This window comes from Bartonella sp. F02 (genome assembly GCF_026929975.1).
Classification (GTDB): domain Bacteria; phylum Pseudomonadota; class Alphaproteobacteria; order Rhizobiales; family Rhizobiaceae; genus Bartonella.
Map to the genome: position 1 here is coordinate 189,866 of NZ_JANHOK010000003.1, position 19,452 is coordinate 209,317.

Sequence of the window (19,452 nt, forward strand, 5' to 3'; positions counted from 1 at the left end):
TTGAAGACATTTTTTAATAAAAAGTCATTTACCATTCTGTAAAGGTTCATTTTTATTATTATTTGTTTTGTCCGTTGTTATATTATTCTTTTTAAAGAATTTTTCTGCTTTATCAAGAGTAGAGTCTAGATCTTTCGGTAGTATTGTCAAAACTTTTTGACTCAATGAATCTAACAGAGGTTTTGTTTTTGCATTTTTGAGCCAATGAGCTTGTTGTTCAGGTTTGATAAGTGCATTTAAAAGTATGATGCAGATGACCATAATTAGTAAACCACGGCATGCACCAAAAACAAAACCAATTGTGCGATCAAGTACCCCAATTCGACTATCAATGATAAAATCAGATATTTTTAAGGTTATGATGGAAGTAATCACCAACACAATAATAAAAATTGTGATAAGTGTGGCAATCAATGCAACCATTTTGTTGGAAAGATACTGTTCAGTAAAAGGGAGTAGGGGTTTAAACAAAAATAATGTCGCAATGGCTGAAACTATCCAAGAAAGCAGCGATAGAGCTTCACGTGAAAAACCTCGGAGCATAGCTAGAAAAGCGGAAAACAGGACAATTGCGATGACAATACCATCAAGGATTGTGACGTTCATTTTGTTTATTCCTTATATATAATGTTGGATATTGTGTTCTGTTTTAGTCAATGAAAAACGCATTTTTGTTATGTCAGTTTTTATTTTGAGATCAAGGATCTTTTGCATTTTATAAAATTTTCCCCGCATTATTCTCTCTGTTGGATAGATTTTTTCTTTTTCGTTACAATATTTGCAATTAGTTCAGGAAGATCAGAAAACATTTTTTGTTGAAATATGTGCGATTTTATTTCAGTTGTTGTTACAGGTTGAACAGCTCCTTGAAACCCAAGTTTTTCTGCTTCTTTTATACGTTGTCCTGAATGAGAGACAGAGCGGATTGCACCTGAAAGACTAACTTCACCGAAGTAAACATAATGAGTTGGTAGGGGAATATTTGCAAGGGAAGATACTAAAGCTGCTGCAACAGCTAAATCAGCGGCAGGTTCTGATATTCGATAACCTCCTGCAACATTAAGATAAACATCATGTTGTCCAAAGCGAACACCACAATGAGCTTCTAATACGGCTAAAATCATTGAAAGCCTATTTCCATCCCAGCCGACGACAGCACGCCGTGGTGTTCCAAGTGAAGAAGGAGCAACAAGAGCTTGAATTTCTACAAGTATAGGACGTGTTCCTTCCATTCCTGCAAAAACAGCCGCCCCTGGTGCTTTTTCATTGCGTTCACCTAAAAACAATTCAGATGGATTAGTAACTTCTTGTAATCCTTTATCGGACATTTCAAAGACACCAATTTCATCTGTTGCACCAAAGCGATTTTTTACAGTTCTCAAAATTCTATAATGATGGCCGCCTTCACCTTCAAAATAAAGAACACCATCAACCATATGTTCAACAACGCGGGGGCCAGCAATTTGTCCATCTTTTGTAACATGTCCAACAAGAACAACGGCTGCACCTGTTTTTTTTGCAAAGCGTATCATCGCTTGAGCGCCAATGCGAACTTGCGTTACAGTTCCTGGTGCTGAATCTGCTGTATCTGACCATAACGTCTGAATTGAATCGATAATGACCATATCAAGATTTTTATGTTCGTTTAAAGTTGCAAGAATATCTTCTACATTGGTTTCAGCTGCTAATTTAACTGCTGTATTGGTTGCTCCAAGTCTTTGTGCACGGAGACGAATTTGTGTAATAGCTTCTTCTCCTGATACGTAAATAACATGATATCCTTTGCGCGATAAGGCGGCGGCTGTTTGGGTGAGGAGTGTTGATTTTCCAATACCTGGATCACCACCAACAAGTAGTGCGGATCCACGGACAAAACCACCACCTGTAACACGGTCAAGTTCAGCAATGCCAGAATGAATGCGCGGAGTATTTTCAAAATCGCCAGAAAGAGAAGTGAGTGTAACTACACGTCCTTTACGAGTATTTTGGATAGGACCACTGCCAATACCGTTATTGGTATTTTCTTCTATAAGAGAGTTCCACTCTCCACAAGAATTACATTTCCCTGCCCAACGTGAATGAACGGTACCACAATTTTGGCAGATAAATTGAATACGATTACGTGCCATGATGGTTTAACCGAATTGCTCTGGAAGATATTCGTTTTCGACCAGATCGCTAAAGCGTGTAAATTCTGATTGAAATGCAAGTCGAACTGTTCCTGTTGGTCCATGGCGCTGTTTTGCAATAATAATATCAGCTTTTCCAAAAAAATCGTCCATTGCAGCTTGCCATTTCAAATGCTCAGGAGTTCCGATTTTAGGTTCTTCATTTTTGAGATAATATTCTTCACGATATACAAAAAGGACAACATCAGCATCTTGTTCAATTGATCCTGATTCTCGTAAATCTGATAATTGTGGGTGTTTGTCTGTACGGTTTTCAACTTGACGTGAAAGTTGTGAAAGGGCGATAATAGGAATATTGAGTTCTTTGGCTAAGGCTTTTAGTCCCGTAGTAATTTCTGTAATTTCTTGAACACGGTTTTCAGATGAACGTTTTGAATGCCCTGTCATTAATTGTATATAATCAATAATCAATACGTTTAAGCCGTGCTGTCGTTTCAAACGGCGTGCACGTGCAGCAAGTTGGGTGATTGATATACCACCGGTTTGATCAATATAAAGAGGCGCCTTTTGTAAACGGTTCATCGCCCGTAATAATTTCGAAAACTGTTCTTCTGAAATATTCCCTCGTCGAATTTCGGAAGAAGAAGTTTCTGTTTGTTCAGAAATAATCCGTGTTGCAAGTTGTTCTGATGACATCTCAAGTGAAAAAAATCCAACAATACCTCCTTCATTTTCTTGTGCGGTATTTTTTGTGTTGGTATTATGACTGTAAGCATTTGCAATATTAAAGGCTATATTCGTCGCAAGTGAAGTTTTCCCCATACCAGGACGCCCAGCAAGAATAATTAAATCAGAAGGTTGTAGTCCTCCCATTTTTTCGTCGAGAGTTTTAATATGAGTGGCAATACCGGATAATCGTGAAGATCGTTTTTTCGCTGCGCCAGCCATATCGATAGCTTTTTTTACTGCCGCATCAAAACTCTCGAAACCACCACCATATTTTCCTTTTTCTGCCAATGCAAATAAATGACGTTCAATGCTTTCAATTTGCTGAGTTGGTGTCAGTTCAATAGGAGAATCAAAAGCTGTATTAACAATTTGATTGCCGAGATCAATTAAAGATCGTCGAATAAAAAGATCATAAATAACACGTCCATAGTCTTCAGAATTAATAATTGTAACAGCTTCTGTTGTTAAACGAACAACATAGTCGAAGACCGTAATATCTCCAATTTTTTCTTCAGCTGGAATGAAGGGTTTAATTGTGATTGGACTTGCTAGTCTCCCTTTTGTGATAATTTGAGACAAAGTATCAAAGATTTTTTGATGTAATGTTTCAAAAAAGTGTTCTGGTTTTAAAAAGTCTGAAACACGATCAAGCGCGTCATTATTAATGAGAATAGCACCGAGCAATGCTTGTTCAGCTTCAATATTATAGGGGAGTTGCCGAAAAGAAGAAACTTCTTCTTTTTGCGAAGCGCTAAAATTAAGTATGCTTGTTTCTTCCATAACAATTTTTTTTCATTAATATTTTGTGCATCTTTAAGCTTCAAATGTAACATTGTACATCAGAGAGACAGAATCGAAAGTTTTTATTTAACATTATACTTTCAATTTTATAAGGCAGTTACCTTCAATCTATCGTGCACAAGGTGCATTTTTTATATTTTATGATTAAATAGTTTTTAAAAAATATCAAAATTAATTTTCAAAATAACACCCTTTTATTATTAAAAAAGAGACAGTTTACATGTGAAAAAGCGTTGATTTTTTGAGAACTTGAGAACAAGTTATTTTTAATATTCACTATTAAGATTCATATAGGGTAACTGTATATTTTCTGTAATGTTTAGTTTTGAAAGTGCCGATAACGTTTTGAGTACTTATAATATAATATGAAGATCATTTAATTTTTAAATTATGATAATAAAAAAGTACTCAATTTGAAAATTGAGTACTTTTGGTGGGAGATCACTTTTATAAAAATATAATAAAATCAAATAGATGAAATGAATTTTTGATTAAGCTACTTCGGTAGAATTATTTTCATTCTTGTTATCATTTTTTTCTATCGATGGTTGTTCTTGAATTTCCTCTTTTGTTTCAGAAGAAATAAGATTTTCACCTTCTTTTTGACGTTGTGCCTCACTGGTTGAGCGTGCAACATTTAGTGTTACAGAAATTTGAACTTCGGGATGTAGGTTAAGATGGATGGTATGAAGACCAATATTTTTTATTGGATGGTTAAGCTCAATTTGGTTTCGCTCAATAGAAAAACCATCAGAAGTTATAATTTCTGCAATGTCGCGTGTTGATACAGAGCCATAAAGTTGACCTGTTTCACCAGCTGAACGGATAATAATAAATGATTTTCCATCGAGCTTGTCAGCAATTTGTTGAGCTTCATTCTTACGTTCAAGATTACGTGCTTCAAGTTGTGCACGTTGAGTTTCAAAACGTTTTTTATTAGTTTCATTGGCACGTAAAGCTTTTCCTTGGGGCAAAAGAAAATTTCGTGCATAACCGTCTTTGACGGAAACAATGTCACCCATCTGGCCAAGACGAGTGATGCGTTCAAGTAGAATAACATCCATAGTTTTTTCCTTTCAAATAAACCACTTAGTGGAGTTTATCACGTGATTTGCTGTGGTATTGAATCGTTGCCCAAATGCCCATAAGAAGCATCATAATAAAAACAGGAGAGGCAAAAAAAACAGTAAAAATAGCGGTATAAACAAAGAACAATATAATTGTTCGCCCATTGATGCCTTTTGTAATATTATGGAGATATGATAAGCCGCTGATTGCTATGACAACAATATACGCAGTTGCAAAGACGCGTGTGCTTAAATCAAGGATAGAGCCGAGTCTCATCATTGATCCTGTACCAGCTACGATGAAGGTAATTAAACCTGAAATTGGAAGGCGGAAAGTTTGGCTCCAATCATCACGAGGTCTTGTAAACCATTTCAGATATTGTGCTGTGACCATTGAAAAATAAAGATTTCCAATGAGAAAAATCAAGCTATAAACAGTAAGTATAATAGCCGTCAATGTTGCGGCATGTGTTGTTAAAAGCTCACTGAAAGCAAGAATATCTGCTTCTGATATAGATTGTGATTGTCGCATAGCTTGTACTATGGTTTCAGTGATTTCTTTTATTATAATAGGAGCACTTTGGTTTGTTTGAATATAAACACCAATAAAAGTCGATATTAGAGCAATAAAATTGGTTAAAAGAAAAATGACTGATGACAACGGATACCATACGAGTGAATTTTCTTTTTGCGCAGGTCGCGCAAGTCCAAGAAGCCAAGAAGCATAGAAAGCAGGTAGAAAGAAAAATAACATAAAGCCAAAACCAATATAAAAATTATTAGTGATGGCAAGCATAATCGTTGCACTTATTAAGGCAAAAAAACTAGATAAGGTTCCTCGACCAAATGCAACAATGAAGATCGGAAGTGAAATAAAGCATCCGAGAAGAGGAGAAAGATAAGGTGCTATATTCGCTACATTTATGATTATTATTCCTATAATAGAGGAAAATAATCCAGCTAAAATACCAATCATGATTTGATAAAAATAAAAATTTTTCATTTATTGCTGTCCTGCTTTTTGCAGTTAGGAGAACCATGATGCTCCAACCTTGGGTATTTTATGCGTCCTTTAATAGGTCTAATAATCAATTAAAGGGAAAAGCAGTCAAATAGCTATCTGACTGCACAATGTATTTATACTTTATTTAACTACATATGGAAGCAAACCAAGAAAACGAGCGCGTTTGATTGCTTTTGCTAATTCACGCTGCTTTTTTTGGCTAACCGCTGTAATCCGTGAAGGAACAATTTTCCCTCTTTCTGAGATATAACGTTGCAATAATTTTACATCTTTATAATCAATTTTTGGAGCGTTTTCACCTGAAAACGGACATGTCTTACGACGACGATGAAAAGGACGACGAGCTACAGTTTGATTAGTATCAGTCATTATTCTACTCCTTTTCCAGTATCCTCAGTTTTGTGATGTGAATAACGAGATCGTTCTTCATCTCTTCCATGAGAATCACCACGATTAAGGCGTGAAAGCATAGCAGATTGCTCTTTCTCATGTTTTTCTACGCGAATAGTCATATAGCGCAAAATATCTTCATTGATACGCATTTTGCGTTCAATTTCAGAAATTGCTTCAGCTGGAGAATCAATATTCACCAAAACATAATAGGCTTTACGATTCTTACGAATACGATAAGCAAGAGGGCGAAGACCCCAGTTTTCTATACGCCCAACTTTCCCACCATGTGCCTCAATGATATCTTTGTAGATTTTTAAAAGCTCATCAATTTGCTGCAGTGCAATGTCTTGTCGGGCAAGGAATATATGTTCATAAAGAGCCATTGTTTTTGCCTTTCTTCAATTAAAATTCACCGGGTTTAGCGCAAAGCCTCTGCGACTTGTCTTTTTGGAAAATCCAAAGAAGAAAGGACGCTTTGTGTATACTTAGAGACATCCGAGAGCGGAGATACGGGAGGTCGGAATTTATTATGTTTCCTACTGGTTATTTCCAGCCCTCCGTTCAACCCCCAGCTAAAGTGCCGGTAATAAACCACTCATGTTTACAGCTTATCTTAAGAAATAGCAAGTTTACGTTTGCAAAAAATATAACTTATTGAGTTTTGATATATTTTTATATACTTCATCATTAATCATAAAAATTAAACAGAGAAATAAAAATGGATTTTTTGAGTCAGATTGATATGGCGCTTTTTGAAATACTGTCTGGCAATTGTGAGTTGTGGTCAGTTTTTATTTGGGTTGGAATTATTTGTGCCAAGTTTTTGATTTATATTCTTCCTTTGCATCTTTGTGCTCTTTGGTTTTGTGGCGGATATAGAGAACGGCAAGTAACGCTAAGTATATGTATTAGTATTTGTATCGCTCTTTTAGTAGGATATCTTATTTCTTGCATTTATTTTCGTCCACGTCCATTCGTTACGTATTTAGAGCCTCCTTTGATTAAGCATCAAGCAACTGCTTCTTTTCCAAGTAATCACGCGTTGGTTGTCTCAGCTTATATGTCGAGTCTTTATTTTTATCGGTACAAAACTGCGTCTCGATTTGCTTTAATTCTTTTATGTTTAGTTTGTTGGGGGCGTGTTTTTACAGGTGTGCATTATCCTTTTGATGTTTTGGTTGGTTCAATTTTAGGAGGTTTAGTAAGTTGGGTTGTTTCTCGATTTATCGCATCATATTTTCCTGATTTTTTATATCACATTCCTCCTTTGAAGTATAATTTGAAGACAGGTATTCGTTTCAAATAAATTATTTTGATTTGTATTCACGAGATGAATCAAGATAAGAGAGCTTAATTGTATAATTTTAGGAGTTGGCGGATGGAATCAGCATTTACTTTCCCAGGACAGGGAAGCCAAGTTGTTGGTATGGGTAAGGTTCTTGCGGAACAATTTCTTGCAGCACGAATGGTTTTTGAAGAAGTTGATGATGCTTTAGGTGAGAAATTATCACAAATTATTTTTGAAGGGCCTGCAGATACCTTGACTTTAACCGCTAATGCGCAACCCGCGTTGATGGCTGTATCTATTGCAATTATCCGTGTAATGGAAGAATTAGGGCTCAATATAAAATCAAAAGTAAAATTTGTTGCCGGTCATTCTTTGGGGGAATATTCGGCACTTTGTGCGGCCGGTGCATTTAGTTTAGCAGACACAGCAAAGCTTTTACGGATTCGTGGAAATGCTATGCAGTCTGCTGTTGCTGTTGGAGAAGGTTCGATGGCAGCACTTATAGGTTTAGATGAGAAAGATGTCGAAGAAATTTGCACAACTGTTTTAGAAGAGGGGGTCTGTCAGATTGCAAATGATAATGGCGGTGGGCAAATTGTTATTTCAGGACAAACAAAAGCGATTGAGAAAGCGGTACAAATTGCATCAGGAAAAGGTGCGAAACGTGCAATCATTCTTCCTGTATCTGCTCCTTTTCATTCATCTTTAATGCAGCCTGCTGCTGAGGTGATGAAAGATGCACTTTTTTGTGTTAATAAAGTAGCACCTACTATTCCACTTGTTGCAAATGTTTCTGTTACTCCAGAAAGTGATCCTGAGCGTATTGTTACCCTTCTTGTTCATCAAGTAACTGGGAGAGTCCGATGGCGTGAAATAATTGAGTGGATGAGTACCAGTGGAGTGAATAGACTGTTTGAAGTAGGCTCAGGGAAGGTATTAACAGGTTTAGCACGTCGTATTAACAAAGATATCAATGGGTTAACAGTAAATACAGCTGAAGAAATTGAAGAGGCACTGCGAGTGCTTGGTGTTTAATTTTTTAAGGATTTTGAGATGTTTAATTTAGTTGGTCGTAAAGCACTTGTCACGGGAGCATCTGGAGACATCGGTGAGGCAATTGCTCGTTCTTTACATGCGCAAGGAGCAATTGTTGTGATTCATGGAACACGTGAAGAAAAACTTAAAGAAATTGCAGCAGATCTTGGCAAAGATGTTTTTATTTTTTCCGCTAATCTATCTGAACGTGAAGCTGTTAAACAATTAGCTAAAAAAGCAGAAGAAGAAATGGGTGGTATTGATATTCTTATTAACAATGCTGGAATTACTCGAGATAGTCTTTTAGTTCGGATGCAGGATCAAGATTGGGATGATGTATTGGCTATAAATTTGACAGCTTCTTTTATTCTAACACGTGAATTAGCGCATGCTATGATGCGTCGCCGTTATGGACGTATTATTAACATCACATCTATCGTTGGAGTTGTTGGGAATCCTGGACAAACGAATTATTGTGCTGCGAAAGCTGGTATGATAGGTTTTTCTAAATCATTAGCACAGGAAATTGCATCACGAAATGTAACTGTTAATTGTATTGCTCCGGGGTTTATTCAGTCTGCAATGACCGATAAACTCAATGAAAAACAAAAAGAAGCAATTATGGCAGCAATTCCGATGAAGCGTATAGGAGTAGGGAAAGATATAGCTTCTGCGGCCGTTTATTTAGCAAGTGATGAGGCAGCGTATATTACGGGTCAGACACTACATGTTAATGGTGGTATGGCAATGATTTGAATATTTTCTCTATTTTGTATTATTCTACATTGATTTATAAAATTTATTATTTTAGATGATTATTGAATAAAATAGAGGGATGTGTGTATTGAATGTGATAGCTGCTTAAGTTGTATTAGGATGTCGAATGAATGCATTTTATAAAAGATTATCCACAGAGTAAATATTATAAACACTGTTAAAATTTTTGAGCAATGCATCTATTACTTGATTATATTAGTTTATGTCGCTAATCAGATTCAGGAAAACAACATAAATTTAAGGATTTCAACATGAGTGATACAGAAGAGCGCGTTAAAAAGATTATCGTAGAGCATCTTGGCGTCGATGCAGATAAAGTCGTAGGCAATGCAAGCTTTATTGATGATCTAGGCGCAGATAGCCTTGATACGGTTGAGCTCGTTATGGCTTTTGAAGAAGAATTTGGTGTAGAAATCCCAGATGATGTCGCCGAAACGATTGTTACAGTTAATGATGCTGTGAAGTTTATTGATAAAGCTTCCGCGTGATTTTTATTGAAGGGTAAAAACACGAATTTTTGTCCTTCAATTTTAACTTGAAGCTGTTTGGGATGCGGCTTTAAGGGGGAGTTCGATTCAAGGTTAGAGATATGAGACGTGTAGTTGTTACTGGTTTAGGATTGGTATCTCCTTTGGCTGGTGATATCGAATATAGTTGGAGGCGACTTCTTGAAGGAAAAAGTGGTGTTCGACGTATTACCGAATTTGATGTAGCTGATTTGCCATGTCAGATTGCCGCGCGGATTCCTTCAGGGGATGGAACAAATGGCACATATAATGCTGATTTGCATATGGAGCCTAAAGAACAGCGTAAAGTTGATGCATTTATTGCTTACGCAATGGCTGCGGCGGATCAAGCCCTTTCAGATGCAGAATGGCATCCTAAAAATGATGAAGACCAAGTTCATACTGGTGTGATGATTGGTTCAGGTATTGGTGGTATTGAGGGTATTGTTGAAGCAGGTTATACGCTTCGTGATAAAGGTCCGCGACGGATTTCTCCTTTTTTTATTCCCGGTCGTTTAATTAATCTTGCTTCTGGTTATGTTGCTATTAAACACGGTTTGCGTGGTCCTAATCATTCTGTTGTAACGGCTTGTTCAACGGGTGCACATGCGATTGGTGATGCAGCGCGTTTGATTGCATTGGGGGACGCGGATGTGATGGTAGCGGGAGGTACAGAATCTCCAATCAATCGGATTTCTCTTGCTGGTTTTTCTGCATGTAAAGCTCTTTCCACGTGTCGTAATGATGATCCTGAGCATGCATCACGTCCTTATGATATGGATCGTGATGGTTTTGTTATGGGTGAAGGAGCTGGAATTGTTGTCTTAGAAGAACTTGAGCACGCAAAAAAGCGTGGTGTTCGCATTTATGCTGAAATTATTGGGTATGGTTTATCCGGTGATGCTTATCATATTACCGCGCCTTCAGAAAATGGGGAAGGTGCGCAACGCAGTATGATCGCTGCTCTTAAGAATGCACGTGTAAATGTATGCGATATTGATTATATTAATGCTCATGGTACATCGACAATGGCTGATGTGATAGAGTTGGCAGCTGTTGAACGTGTTTTGGGAAATTATGGATCACAAGTATCTATGTCTTCCACAAAATCTTCTATCGGACATTTACTCGGTGCGGCTGGCGCTGTTGAAGCTATTTTTTGCGTTTTAGCGATACGAGATAATATAGCACCTGCAACACTCAATCTTGATAATCCATCAGTTGAAACAAAAATCGACCTTGTTCCTCATAAACCACGTGAACGAAAAATTAATACGGTTCTTTCCAATTCATTTGGTTTTGGTGGAACAAATGCGTCTTTGGTGATGCGGCGTTTTGAAGGGTAGACAGTGTTTTTTCTTTTTTTATGGCAAGATATAAGTAAAAAATTGCAGCATAGTCTTTAGAAATTATTGAGATTTATGATTATGTTCGATGAAAAAAACGAAAAGCTGATGCAAGATGTTAATGAAACTTCGTTGGATTATTCGATAGAACATAGTGATATGTTAGCGCATAAAAAGCGAAAAAAATCACGTATTGCACGTAATCCATTTGTCATTCTCGGTAATTTCTTTTTGATGCTGATTATGATCATTCTTTTAGCTGTGAGCATCCCTTTTTATATTGGAAAAAGTATTTTTGAAAATAAGGGAATAGCTAAGCAAGAACAAGTTGTTCTTATTTCTACTGGAATGGGTATTCGAGAAATTGCTACGTTGCTTGAAAAACGTGAACTTATTCGATCATCTGATATTTTTATTTATGGAGTTGGTTATTATGGAAAAGAAACCAGCCTCAAAGCTGGAGAATATTTAATTCCAGCTTATGCTTCTATGCAAGATATTATGGATATTCTTGTAAGAGGAAAATCTATTGAATATACATTTACAGTACCGGAAGGTTTGACAGTTCAACAGGTTTTTGATCGATTAGCTGCGAATGAAATTTTGATTGGTGATCTTCCGAAGATTTTGCCTCCAGAAGGTAGCTTAATGACAGATACTATCCATTTTGTTCGTGGTACAACGCGACAGGAAATTGTAAAAAGACTTCATGAAGGACAAACAAAATTAATTAATGCAATATGGGCTACTCGTTCACCAGATTTACCAATTAAATCTATTGATGAGTTTGTTACATTAGCATCGATCGTTGAAAAAGAAACTGGCATTGCATCAGAAAGACCTCTTGTTGCAGCAGTATTTTATAATCGTCTTTCTAAACATATGCGTCTTCAGTCTGATCCAACAGTGATTTATGGCATTTTTGGTGGGAAAGGAAAACCTTCAGGTCGTGCGATTTATCGCTCAGATCTTGAAAAAGAAACACCATATAATACCTATAAGATTAATGGATTGCCGCCAACAGCTATTGCAAATCCGGGACGTAGCTCTCTGGAAGCGGTTGCTCAATTCCCAAAAAGTGATGCGCTTTATTTTGTAGCGGATGGTTCTGGTGGGCATATTTTTTCTAAAACTTTAGATGAACACAATAAAAATGTTCGTAAATGGCGTGCATTAAAACGTGAGCATTAAGTTTTATAAATTTATGATCAAAGCTCTAATATTGTGGTATAGAGACGAGTTTTTACAAAGTAAGTGATATGATGTTACTGGATAGTAAATTGAGTATTCAAAAAAAAGATCATCGTCGCGGTTTTCTATTTATTCTTTCTTCTCCTTCAGGGGCAGGTAAATCAACTTTATCTCGGTTATTGTTAAAAGATCAAAAACTAGAGCTGTCTATAAGCGTAACGACGAGGCAAAGACGCTCCAGTGAAGTTGACGGTATTCATTATCACTTTATTTCAAAAAAAGAGTTTGAGCGAAAGCGTGATGGAGACGAATTTATTGAGTGGGCGGAAGTTCATGGAAATTATTATGGAACTCTGCGTGAAAATGTTGAAAATACATTGAATGCTGGTCATGATATGCTTTTTGATATTGACTATCAAGGAACAGAACAGCTTCAAAAAAAAATGCCAGGAGATACTGTCTCTGTTTTTATTCTCCCTCCATCAATGAAAGAATTAGTTTCTCGTTTGCATCGTCGAGCAGAAGATAGTCAGGATATCATCCATTTGCGTTTGAATAATGCACGAGTAGAAATGGAACATTGGCGTTCTTATGATTATGTAGTAATCAATGAGGATTTAAATAAATCTTTGTTGTTAATTAAATCAATTTATTTAGCGGAGACAATGAAACGTGATCGTTGTTGTTTTCTTGAAACTTTCATTGATAGACTAATTGCTGAAAAAATTGATTAAACATGGTTATCTTTAAGAAAATTTTTAAATAAGTAAGAGCTTAATCTTTCAAAACAAGTAAGTTAGCTAAAGCTACAAATTCTGGAATGGAAAGTGTTTCAGCTCGACGTGTTCCGTCAATTTCCGCTTTTTCTAAAAGTTTTTCTCCTCCAATAGATTTAAGGCTTTGACGAAGCATTTTTCGTCTTTGTCCAAAAGCAGCTTGTGTTACAAGGCTTAATTTTTGTGCAGAACAAACAAGAGGTTGTGGGCGTGGAATAATATGAACAACAGAAGATGTTACTTTAGGTGCTGGTGTAAAAGCCTGTGGTGGAACATCAAATGCAATCTTTGCTAGAGTACGCCATCCAGATAAGACACTGAGACGTCCGTAATGAGGAGATTGAGGAATTGCAGTAATACGCTTAGCTACTTCACGTTGAAACATTAGAGTCATGGATTCATAAAAAGGAGGCCATGGTTGCGTCAAAAGCCAGTTTAATAGGAGCTGTGTCCCGATGTTATATGGAAGATTTGCAATAATACGTGGCTTTTCTGAATTGGTTTCAAAAAGCTTTGAACAATCTTGTTTTAATGCATCATTAAAAATAAGATTTAATCTTTGAGGATAATGTTTTTTTATGTCTAATAATGCAGGAAGACAACGTTCGTCACGTTCGATTGCTGTGACTATAGCACCTTTGGCAAGTAAAGCGCGGGTTAATCCTCCAGGGCCAGGTCCAATTTCAATAACTGGTTTTTCTTCTATATTTCCAGCTTGATGAGCAATTTTAGAGGTTAAATTAAGATCGAGCAGAAAATTTTGACCTAAAGATTTATGAGCTTTCAGTTTATATGTATCAATGATTTCACGGAGAGGTGGTAAATTATCTATTGGCATGCTTGTTGATTGTTTTTTGCAAGTTGTTCTGCAAGTTTGAGAGCAGAAATGAAACTTTCTGGAGAGGCTATCCCTTTGTTGGCAATATCAAAAGCGGTCCCATGATCTGGAGACGTTCTTATAAAAGGAAGCCCTAATGTAACATTGACAGTGGTATCGAAATCTAATGTCTTAACAGGAATAAGGGCTTGGTCGTGATACATACAAAGAGCTACATCATACATTTTTCTCGCGCGATCATGAAACATTGTATCAGCAGGTAAAGGACCTACAATATTTAATCCTTTTTGTTTAAGATATTGTATGGAGGGAACAATAATATCAATATCTTCTTTTCCAATTCCTCCATTTTCTCCAGCGTGAGGATTAAGACCTGCAACTGCTAAACGTGGTGATGTTATGGCAAATTGTGCTTTTAAACTATTTTCAGTAATTAATGCAGTTTGGATGATTAAATTGCGGGTGAGGTGTGAAGAAACCTCACTGAGTGGAATATGAACTGTAATAGGTATTGTTTTTAATTGCGATCCGTATAACATCATAACAGGATGATATTGTTTATTAGAAGTTTTATGAGCTAGATATGCAAGGAATTCAGTATGTCCTGGAAATTTAAATCCAGCATCATAAAGGTTTTTTTTTGCAATAGGACAAGTGATGAGTGCACATGCATGACCGCTTTGTATCAATTGAACGCTTTGTTCTATCGCTTCAATTATTCCAGCAGCATTATTGGGTGAAGGTAATCCTACCTGGTGATTTTGTTTGTTTTTTAATGGTAAAATAGGGAGAGCTGTTTGGAAGTTGTCGACAAGATTATTGATACGCACAGATTCTATATTAATAGTCAATTTTAAAAAGTGTGCTCGTGAACGAATCATTTCAGGATCCGCTAAAAGAACAAAAGGAGGAATATGACGTATATGACGCATATTCCACGCTTTTATAGCTATTTCAGGTCCAATACCGGCTGGATCACCACTACTAACAACTAATGGGAGCATTATGAATTTTGGATAAGCGCTGTTTTGCGCAACTCTTCTAAATATTTTTTACTGAGAGCTTCAAGTTTTTGAGGAGTGACTTTTTTGCTCTCCTCAATAGAAAGCATAAGTTGAGCAACACGATCATCAGAGACTCTCTTGATGTTACAAACAGCAACTGCTTCAATACCATACGTTGTTTCGTGTGGTTTTGTCATTTTTCCTACAGGCGTTGCAAGAATATCTTCTTCCCACCCTTTAGGTAATTGTGGTTTCAAAAATTTTCCTAGATTTCGAACGGTAACATCTAACACGTTTTTAGCTTGATTTTTAGTATTGTAACATCCTTGAAAATGTGTTCGAAAATTATTTGCTTCTTGTTTACGCCTTTGTAGAATTTCTGAACGACGATGAGGTGGGATCACAAAAATGATTTGCTGTAATGTATATTCGTCTGTTGAAGGTTTAATCCCACCATTTTTTAATATTCTGTGTGCTACTTCTTGCTCAGTAAGAAAAACTTCTTCAGCTTGATACCGTGCATGAACAAGACGCCCCCATCCTATTTGCCCACGGATATATGCTTTAAAGTGTTCTACCGTTATGTCGTTTTGAATTAAAACTTCTTGAAGTTGATCTACACTGATCTGATTTTGTGCGGCAAAATTTCCAAAAATTTGATTAACTTCATCATCATTTACTTCAATATTCCGACGTTTTATTTCATCGTTTTTGAGCATTTCATCAATAAGTTCATTTTTAGCTTGAGCAAGGAGATTTCCTTTTTTCTGCTGTAATTTGAGGAAAGCAACACGTTTTTGAATATCATAATTTGTAATAATATTTCCATTGACGGTAACAGCGACTGTTGTCTGTGCAAAAGCAGGCGATATAAATGATGTCTTTATAGAAAGACCACTTATACTTAATAGGGTAATACAAAATAAAGTGAGAGAATTATTTTTAAGTCCGTTCATGTAAATGAACCTTTACATCTGTTTATCGATTTTTATCGATTGTTAAAAATATATGGTTTTCTTCGTAAAAACAATAATAAGTTAAAAGCTTTATACATTATTGCTATAATTTTTACTTAAATTTTTTGATTTGTATGTGTTAATGTTCGAAGCGAAAAGGAAAAGTTAAAGTTCTGTAAGGGTGTGTTTTTTCCTGGGCTGGAGATTTGTTGATATCCAAATTTCATTTTGAAGCACTCATCCATATAATTTAAACTTATTCCCCGTTTGACGAATGTTCTAGAAACTAAATCATAACTAGCATTATTATCAAAAGACCAATAATCAGATAATTGAAGACTTGTTTGAAAAGAAATTTCTTGGCGATTTTTCTCATATCCATAATTGGGTTGGTTTTTAATATAGGCATATTGCATAGCAACCCAAAAATTTGACCACTTTTGTGACGTTTCTATTTCACCACGATGAATTTTTCCTGTGTTTTTATCAAAACGTCCTCGAGATGCTAGCGAAAAACCACTATCGTGATTTGCTCCAAACATTGCAACATAATCTGATCGTGTTGTTTCAAGGCCTGAATCGAATCCTACATTAATAGAATCTTTTTCTGCAAAAGAATTTTTTCCTGCAATATGAAAGGATTGTCCAATGAGACCATAAAGCGACCAATTATTGTTAAAACTTCCAAAATATCTTAACCCTACATTTGCTCTGCTTCCTCCTTCTACGCGATCATATCCAGAGAATTTATCGCGTTGAAATAAAGTTGTTGCGTCAAATATAAAGCTTCGTGCGTCCTCATTGGGTAGTCGTCCAATGTAGCGCTCATTATTGCGTATAAAAATTTGTGCTGTTGGTTCTAAAATTTGTGTGGAACCTTTAGTCGTAATAAGAAGAGGATAACGGACCTCTAAACCTGCGGTTGCCATATTACGGATTGCTGATGAAGCAATATTAAAATTCGTTCTAGAGTTATTGATTGTATTGATATTATAGTTTTCATGAGTATTTGTTACGATTGTATCGGTGCGTAAAGCGAAGATAGGGGTTAGTATTAACCCACTTTTTGTTTTAAGGCGTTTTTTCCATTCTATTTCTCCTGTTAAACGAAAGCTATTGCCAGCGATATCATAGAAACGAGAAGAATTAAGAAGATAATGTTGCTGGTTAATTTTATCAAACTCAGTATGATCGCGATAAATTGATTGTATATTGCTGTGAAAGCTAAGTTCTCCAGTATAAATTGATTTATCGAAGATATAAGAATAATCGATGCGAGGAAGAGCCCATGCTTGCCGGGAATAATGTTTATTCAGAGAATTGTTACGGATTAGATCTTGAACAGTGAAGTGATAAAAACGCATATCAAAATGATTTTGACCCGCAAGACCATTTAAATAAAGCTGAGAAAGTTGCACAGGATTATTATAATTTTCGAGGTTATATGCTCGACCAAAATGTTGATCTGATTGTGTAAAAATATCCCAGCCGTAGATCCAGCGAGCATTAATACGAAAATCACCTTTAGTGGCCAGCATGTAACGGTTAATGTTTTCTTTATCAATCGTGTTATTATCAAATTTATGAGGATTGATTTGGTGTATATGAGCAAAACGAATATTATACTGTCCTGTTTTAAATTGTTGACGCCATTCACCTTCTGTGAGCAGTCCTTGTTGCGTGTATAGAGTAGTGGAAAGAGTAAAATCGTAATGAGGTGATAAATTCCAAAAATAAGAATTTTTTAGACCAATACCAAGATAATCAGCATATAAAAAATGGGGTGAAAGAAGACCACTTATGCGTTTTACAGTTGGATCAGGGAGTTCAAAAACTGGAAAGCGTATAATTGGCATACCAAAAATTTCAAAGTAGCCATCTTCAAAACGGACTGTTTTTAAGACACTATTCCATATAATTTTTTTTGCTTTGATTTGCCATAAAACTTCGTGATCTACTCGACAATAATTCGGTGCACATGCTGTGTATATAGCATTATTGAAGATTGTTATTTCATTATTTATACGTTGAGCATTTGCAGCAGCAAAATGTGTGTTATTCGTTGTTTCAACCCGTAAAAAATTTATAAATCCTTCACTAAAATCTTGAGTGATATCAATTTGATTGGAATAGATTTTGTTGCCATCTTTTTGAACAATTTCAACATTTCCTTGTGCGATGACACGTTTTGTTTTTTGATTGTAAGTGATTTTTTGAGCGACAACTTTATTGCCATTATATTCTATTTGCACATTTCCTTGTGCTAAAATGGCATTTTTATACCGATCGTAAATGAGTTTGTCAGCAGAAAGTAAAAGAGGGTTTGTCGGCTTTTGAAGATTGCTTGTAGAAAAAGAAAGAGGATCTTTTTCTTTAGCAATCGAAGGTGTAACAACTCCTAAAACAAAAATTATAGCACTATTTTTGATGATTTTTTTTAATTGTATCAAGATTATTCTCTTACGTATTAACGATTTCATTTAACCATCTTCTTTGTAAAGCAAAAAAGAGATACCAAAAAACAATGCAATAACAACTGGTACCCAAGCAGCAATAATTGGTGGAACATATCCAGCATTTCCAAAAGCTTGAACAAGCACTGAAATAACATAAAGTATAAATCCAGCAATTACACCACCAAAAATGAATATTCCAGACTGTCCAAAGCGTGTAAATTTGAGTGACACAGTTGCCGCAATAAGAGTCATTGCAACAAGTAATGCAGGCAAAGCAATCAATGATTGTAGATACATATCAAATTTATTAGCAGAATAACCCAATGAGTGTGCAGCTGCAATTTTTTTGGGTAATTTATAAAACGGGATGGTTGCAGGATCAGCTAAATATTCAGTTAAAAACTCAGGTTTTAAATTTGTTTTTATTAAAAGTTTTGTAAATTTTTCAGGAGTATGACCTGTTTTATAGATTGTTCCATTTGTTAATAGCCAGGCTCCATTTATTAGTGTTGCTTTATTTGTATTAATCCAATTTTTTATTGTTGCATTGTTATTGTATTGTACAAAAGTTGCGTCGATAAGAGAAAGTCCCTGATCTATGATCGATCTAGCTCCGATGGTGGTTGTTCCTAAGTTTGTGTGTTGTGTTAACCATGGGATGCGTGTGTTGTTCATTGATGTTTTGATATTATTACCTCGCCATTCAGCCATCATTTTTTCTGCTTGAGCAGATCCCCATGCTGCAAATGGATTAACAAAAAGAATCGCAAATAATCCGAGAAGCAAGGCTCCAACACAAGCAGGTGTTAAAAATTGCCATGCAGAAATACCGATGGAGCGAGCAATGACAAGTTCAAATTTTCGGTTCAGTGAAAGAAGCACTGTCATGGCAGAAAATAATGCAATAAAAGGAAAGAGCTGTTGCATAATAAAAGGAATACGCAACATAGAGATAAGAATTGCTCCTTTCGTCGTATAATGAGGAAGAGAAGCTAGTCGATTAGAATTTTCCGTAAAGTCAATTAAAAAAGCAAGAGTAAAAATACCTAACACAAAATAGCTAGTTATTTTGAGGTAATACACGAAAAAATACCGTCCGAGCGTCCGTCCAATCATCATATTTTGTCCGAAAATAG

19 protein-coding genes are annotated in these 19,452 nt (G+C 35.9%); 7 read left to right on the plus strand and 12 right to left on the minus strand.

From position 1 onward, the window contains the following. Positions 1-24: 24 nt before the first annotated feature. The 7 genes from NPY00_RS03665 to rpsF form a co-directional block, all read right to left on the minus strand. Complete coding sequence (locus NPY00_RS03665) at positions 25-606, minus strand: CvpA family protein (protein WP_269020717.1); 582 nt, start codon at positions 604-606, stop codon at positions 25-27. A 128-nt stretch (positions 607-734) separates the two neighbouring features. Further along, a complete protein-coding gene (gene radA, locus NPY00_RS03670; RefSeq protein ID WP_269020718.1) occupies positions 735-2,129 on the minus strand; it encodes a DNA repair protein RadA in 1,395 nt (464 codons plus the stop codon). A gap of 6 nt (positions 2,130-2,135) precedes the next feature. Further along, positions 2,136-3,638, minus strand: a complete 1,503-nt coding sequence (locus tag NPY00_RS03675; protein WP_269020719.1) for a replicative DNA helicase — start codon at positions 3,636-3,638, stop codon at positions 2,136-2,138. 512 nt (positions 3,639-4,150) lie between these two features. Continuing rightward, positions 4,151-4,723: a 50S ribosomal protein L9 gene (gene rplI / locus NPY00_RS03680; protein WP_269020720.1), complete on the minus strand. Its 573-nt coding sequence runs from the start codon at positions 4,721-4,723 to the stop codon at positions 4,151-4,153. A 25-nt stretch (positions 4,724-4,748) separates the two neighbouring features. Then, positions 4,749-5,729: a hypothetical protein gene (locus NPY00_RS03685; RefSeq protein ID WP_269020721.1), complete on the minus strand. Its 981-nt coding sequence runs from the start codon at positions 5,727-5,729 to the stop codon at positions 4,749-4,751. Positions 5,730-5,870: 141 nt separating this feature from the next. Continuing rightward, positions 5,871-6,119 carry a 30S ribosomal protein S18 gene (gene rpsR / locus NPY00_RS03690; protein WP_269020722.1) on the minus strand — a complete coding sequence of 83 codons (249 nt, stop codon included), beginning with the start codon at positions 6,117-6,119 and terminating at the stop codon, positions 5,871-5,873. Next, a complete protein-coding gene (rpsF, locus tag NPY00_RS03695) occupies positions 6,119-6,526 on the minus strand; it encodes a 30S ribosomal protein S6 (protein WP_269020723.1) in 408 nt (135 codons plus the stop codon). Before rpsF ends, rpsR begins: the two co-directional genes overlap by 1 nt. A gap of 335 nt (positions 6,527-6,861) precedes the next feature. Between rpsF and NPY00_RS03700 the strand changes: the two genes are divergently transcribed. From NPY00_RS03700 to gmk, 7 genes are all read left to right on the plus strand, one after another. Continuing rightward, positions 6,862-7,449 (plus strand): undecaprenyl-diphosphatase, encoded by a 588-nt coding sequence (locus NPY00_RS03700; RefSeq protein ID WP_269020724.1) that lies wholly within the window; start codon positions 6,862-6,864, stop codon positions 7,447-7,449. 72 nt (positions 7,450-7,521) lie between these two features. Then, positions 7,522-8,466 carry an ACP S-malonyltransferase gene (fabD, locus tag NPY00_RS03705; protein WP_269020725.1) on the plus strand — a complete coding sequence of 315 codons (945 nt, stop codon included), beginning with the start codon at positions 7,522-7,524 and terminating at the stop codon, positions 8,464-8,466. 18 nt (positions 8,467-8,484) lie between these two features. After that, on the plus strand, positions 8,485-9,222 hold the full coding sequence (fabG, locus tag NPY00_RS03710) for a 3-oxoacyl-[acyl-carrier-protein] reductase (protein WP_269020726.1): 738 nt from the start codon (positions 8,485-8,487) through the stop codon (positions 9,220-9,222). A gap of 272 nt (positions 9,223-9,494) precedes the next feature. Next, a complete protein-coding gene (locus NPY00_RS03715; protein ID WP_269020727.1) occupies positions 9,495-9,731 on the plus strand; it encodes an acyl carrier protein in 237 nt (78 codons plus the stop codon). A 101-nt stretch (positions 9,732-9,832) separates the two neighbouring features. After that, a complete protein-coding gene (fabF, locus tag NPY00_RS03720) occupies positions 9,833-11,095 on the plus strand; it encodes a beta-ketoacyl-ACP synthase II (protein ID WP_269020728.1) in 1,263 nt (420 codons plus the stop codon). Positions 11,096-11,176: 81 nt separating this feature from the next. Continuing rightward, positions 11,177-12,286: an endolytic transglycosylase MltG gene (mltG, locus tag NPY00_RS03725; RefSeq protein ID WP_269020729.1), complete on the plus strand. Its 1,110-nt coding sequence runs from the start codon at positions 11,177-11,179 to the stop codon at positions 12,284-12,286. A gap of 68 nt (positions 12,287-12,354) precedes the next feature. Then, complete coding sequence (gene gmk / locus NPY00_RS03730) at positions 12,355-13,020, plus strand: guanylate kinase (protein ID WP_269020730.1); 666 nt, start codon at positions 12,355-12,357, stop codon at positions 13,018-13,020. Between the two features lie 40 nt (positions 13,021-13,060). Here gmk and rsmA read toward each other — a convergent pair whose 3' ends face one another. From rsmA to lptG, 5 genes are all read right to left on the minus strand, one after another. Beyond that, on the minus strand, positions 13,061-13,900 hold the full coding sequence (rsmA, locus tag NPY00_RS03735) for a 16S rRNA (adenine(1518)-N(6)/adenine(1519)-N(6))-dimethyltransferase RsmA (protein WP_269020731.1): 840 nt from the start codon (positions 13,898-13,900) through the stop codon (positions 13,061-13,063). Next, positions 13,891-14,904: a 4-hydroxythreonine-4-phosphate dehydrogenase PdxA gene (gene pdxA, locus NPY00_RS03740; protein WP_269020732.1), complete on the minus strand. Its 1,014-nt coding sequence runs from the start codon at positions 14,902-14,904 to the stop codon at positions 13,891-13,893. Before pdxA ends, rsmA begins: the two co-directional genes overlap by 10 nt. After that, positions 14,904-15,860: a peptidylprolyl isomerase gene (locus NPY00_RS03745; protein ID WP_269020733.1), complete on the minus strand. Its 957-nt coding sequence runs from the start codon at positions 15,858-15,860 to the stop codon at positions 14,904-14,906. Before NPY00_RS03745 ends, pdxA begins: the two co-directional genes overlap by 1 nt. A 116-nt stretch (positions 15,861-15,976) precedes the next feature. Then, on the minus strand, positions 15,977-18,340 hold the full coding sequence (locus NPY00_RS03750) for an LPS-assembly protein LptD (protein WP_269020734.1): 2,364 nt from the start codon (positions 18,338-18,340) through the stop codon (positions 15,977-15,979). After that, positions 18,341-19,432: an LPS export ABC transporter permease LptG gene (lptG, locus tag NPY00_RS03755; RefSeq protein ID WP_269020789.1), complete on the minus strand. Its 1,092-nt coding sequence runs from the start codon at positions 19,430-19,432 to the stop codon at positions 18,341-18,343. Between the last annotated feature and the right edge of the window lie 20 nt (positions 19,433-19,452).

Coding starts and splice junctions, on each gene's coding strand:
- NPY00_RS03665 (WP_269020717.1), bottom strand. CDS start 606: ATGAACGTCACAATCCTTGATGGTATTGTCATCGCAATTGTCCTGTTT.
- radA (WP_269020718.1), bottom strand. CDS start 2,129: ATGGCACGTAATCGTATTCAATTTATCTGCCAAAATTGTGGTACCGTT.
- NPY00_RS03675 (WP_269020719.1), bottom strand. CDS start 3,638: ATGGAAGAAACAAGCATACTTAATTTTAGCGCTTCGCAAAAAGAAGAA.
- rplI (WP_269020720.1), bottom strand. CDS start 4,723: ATGGATGTTATTCTACTTGAACGCATCACTCGTCTTGGCCAGATGGGT.
- NPY00_RS03685 (WP_269020721.1), bottom strand. CDS start 5,729: ATGAAAAATTTTTATTTTTATCAAATCATGATTGGTATTTTAGCTGGA.
- rpsR (WP_269020722.1), bottom strand. CDS start 6,119: ATGACTGATACTAATCAAACTGTAGCTCGTCGTCCTTTTCATCGTCGT.
- rpsF (WP_269020723.1), bottom strand. CDS start 6,526: ATGGCTCTTTATGAACATATATTCCTTGCCCGACAAGACATTGCACTG.
- NPY00_RS03700 (WP_269020724.1), top strand. CDS start 6,862: ATGGATTTTTTGAGTCAGATTGATATGGCGCTTTTTGAAATACTGTCT.
- fabD (WP_269020725.1), top strand. CDS start 7,522: ATGGAATCAGCATTTACTTTCCCAGGACAGGGAAGCCAAGTTGTTGGT.
- fabG (WP_269020726.1), top strand. CDS start 8,485: ATGTTTAATTTAGTTGGTCGTAAAGCACTTGTCACGGGAGCATCTGGA.
- NPY00_RS03715 (WP_269020727.1), top strand. CDS start 9,495: ATGAGTGATACAGAAGAGCGCGTTAAAAAGATTATCGTAGAGCATCTT.
- fabF (WP_269020728.1), top strand. CDS start 9,833: ATGAGACGTGTAGTTGTTACTGGTTTAGGATTGGTATCTCCTTTGGCT.
- mltG (WP_269020729.1), top strand. CDS start 11,177: ATGTTCGATGAAAAAAACGAAAAGCTGATGCAAGATGTTAATGAAACT.
- gmk (WP_269020730.1), top strand. CDS start 12,355: ATGATGTTACTGGATAGTAAATTGAGTATTCAAAAAAAAGATCATCGT.
- rsmA (WP_269020731.1), bottom strand. CDS start 13,900: ATGCCAATAGATAATTTACCACCTCTCCGTGAAATCATTGATACATAT.
- pdxA (WP_269020732.1), bottom strand. CDS start 14,904: ATGCTCCCATTAGTTGTTAGTAGTGGTGATCCAGCCGGTATTGGACCT.
- NPY00_RS03745 (WP_269020733.1), bottom strand. CDS start 15,860: ATGAACGGACTTAAAAATAATTCTCTCACTTTATTTTGTATTACCCTA.
- NPY00_RS03750 (WP_269020734.1), bottom strand. CDS start 18,340: ATGAAATCGTTAATACGTAAGAGAATAATCTTGATACAATTAAAAAAA.
- lptG (WP_269020789.1), bottom strand. CDS start 19,432: ATGATTGGACGGACGCTCGGACGGTATTTTTTCGTGTATTACCTCAAA.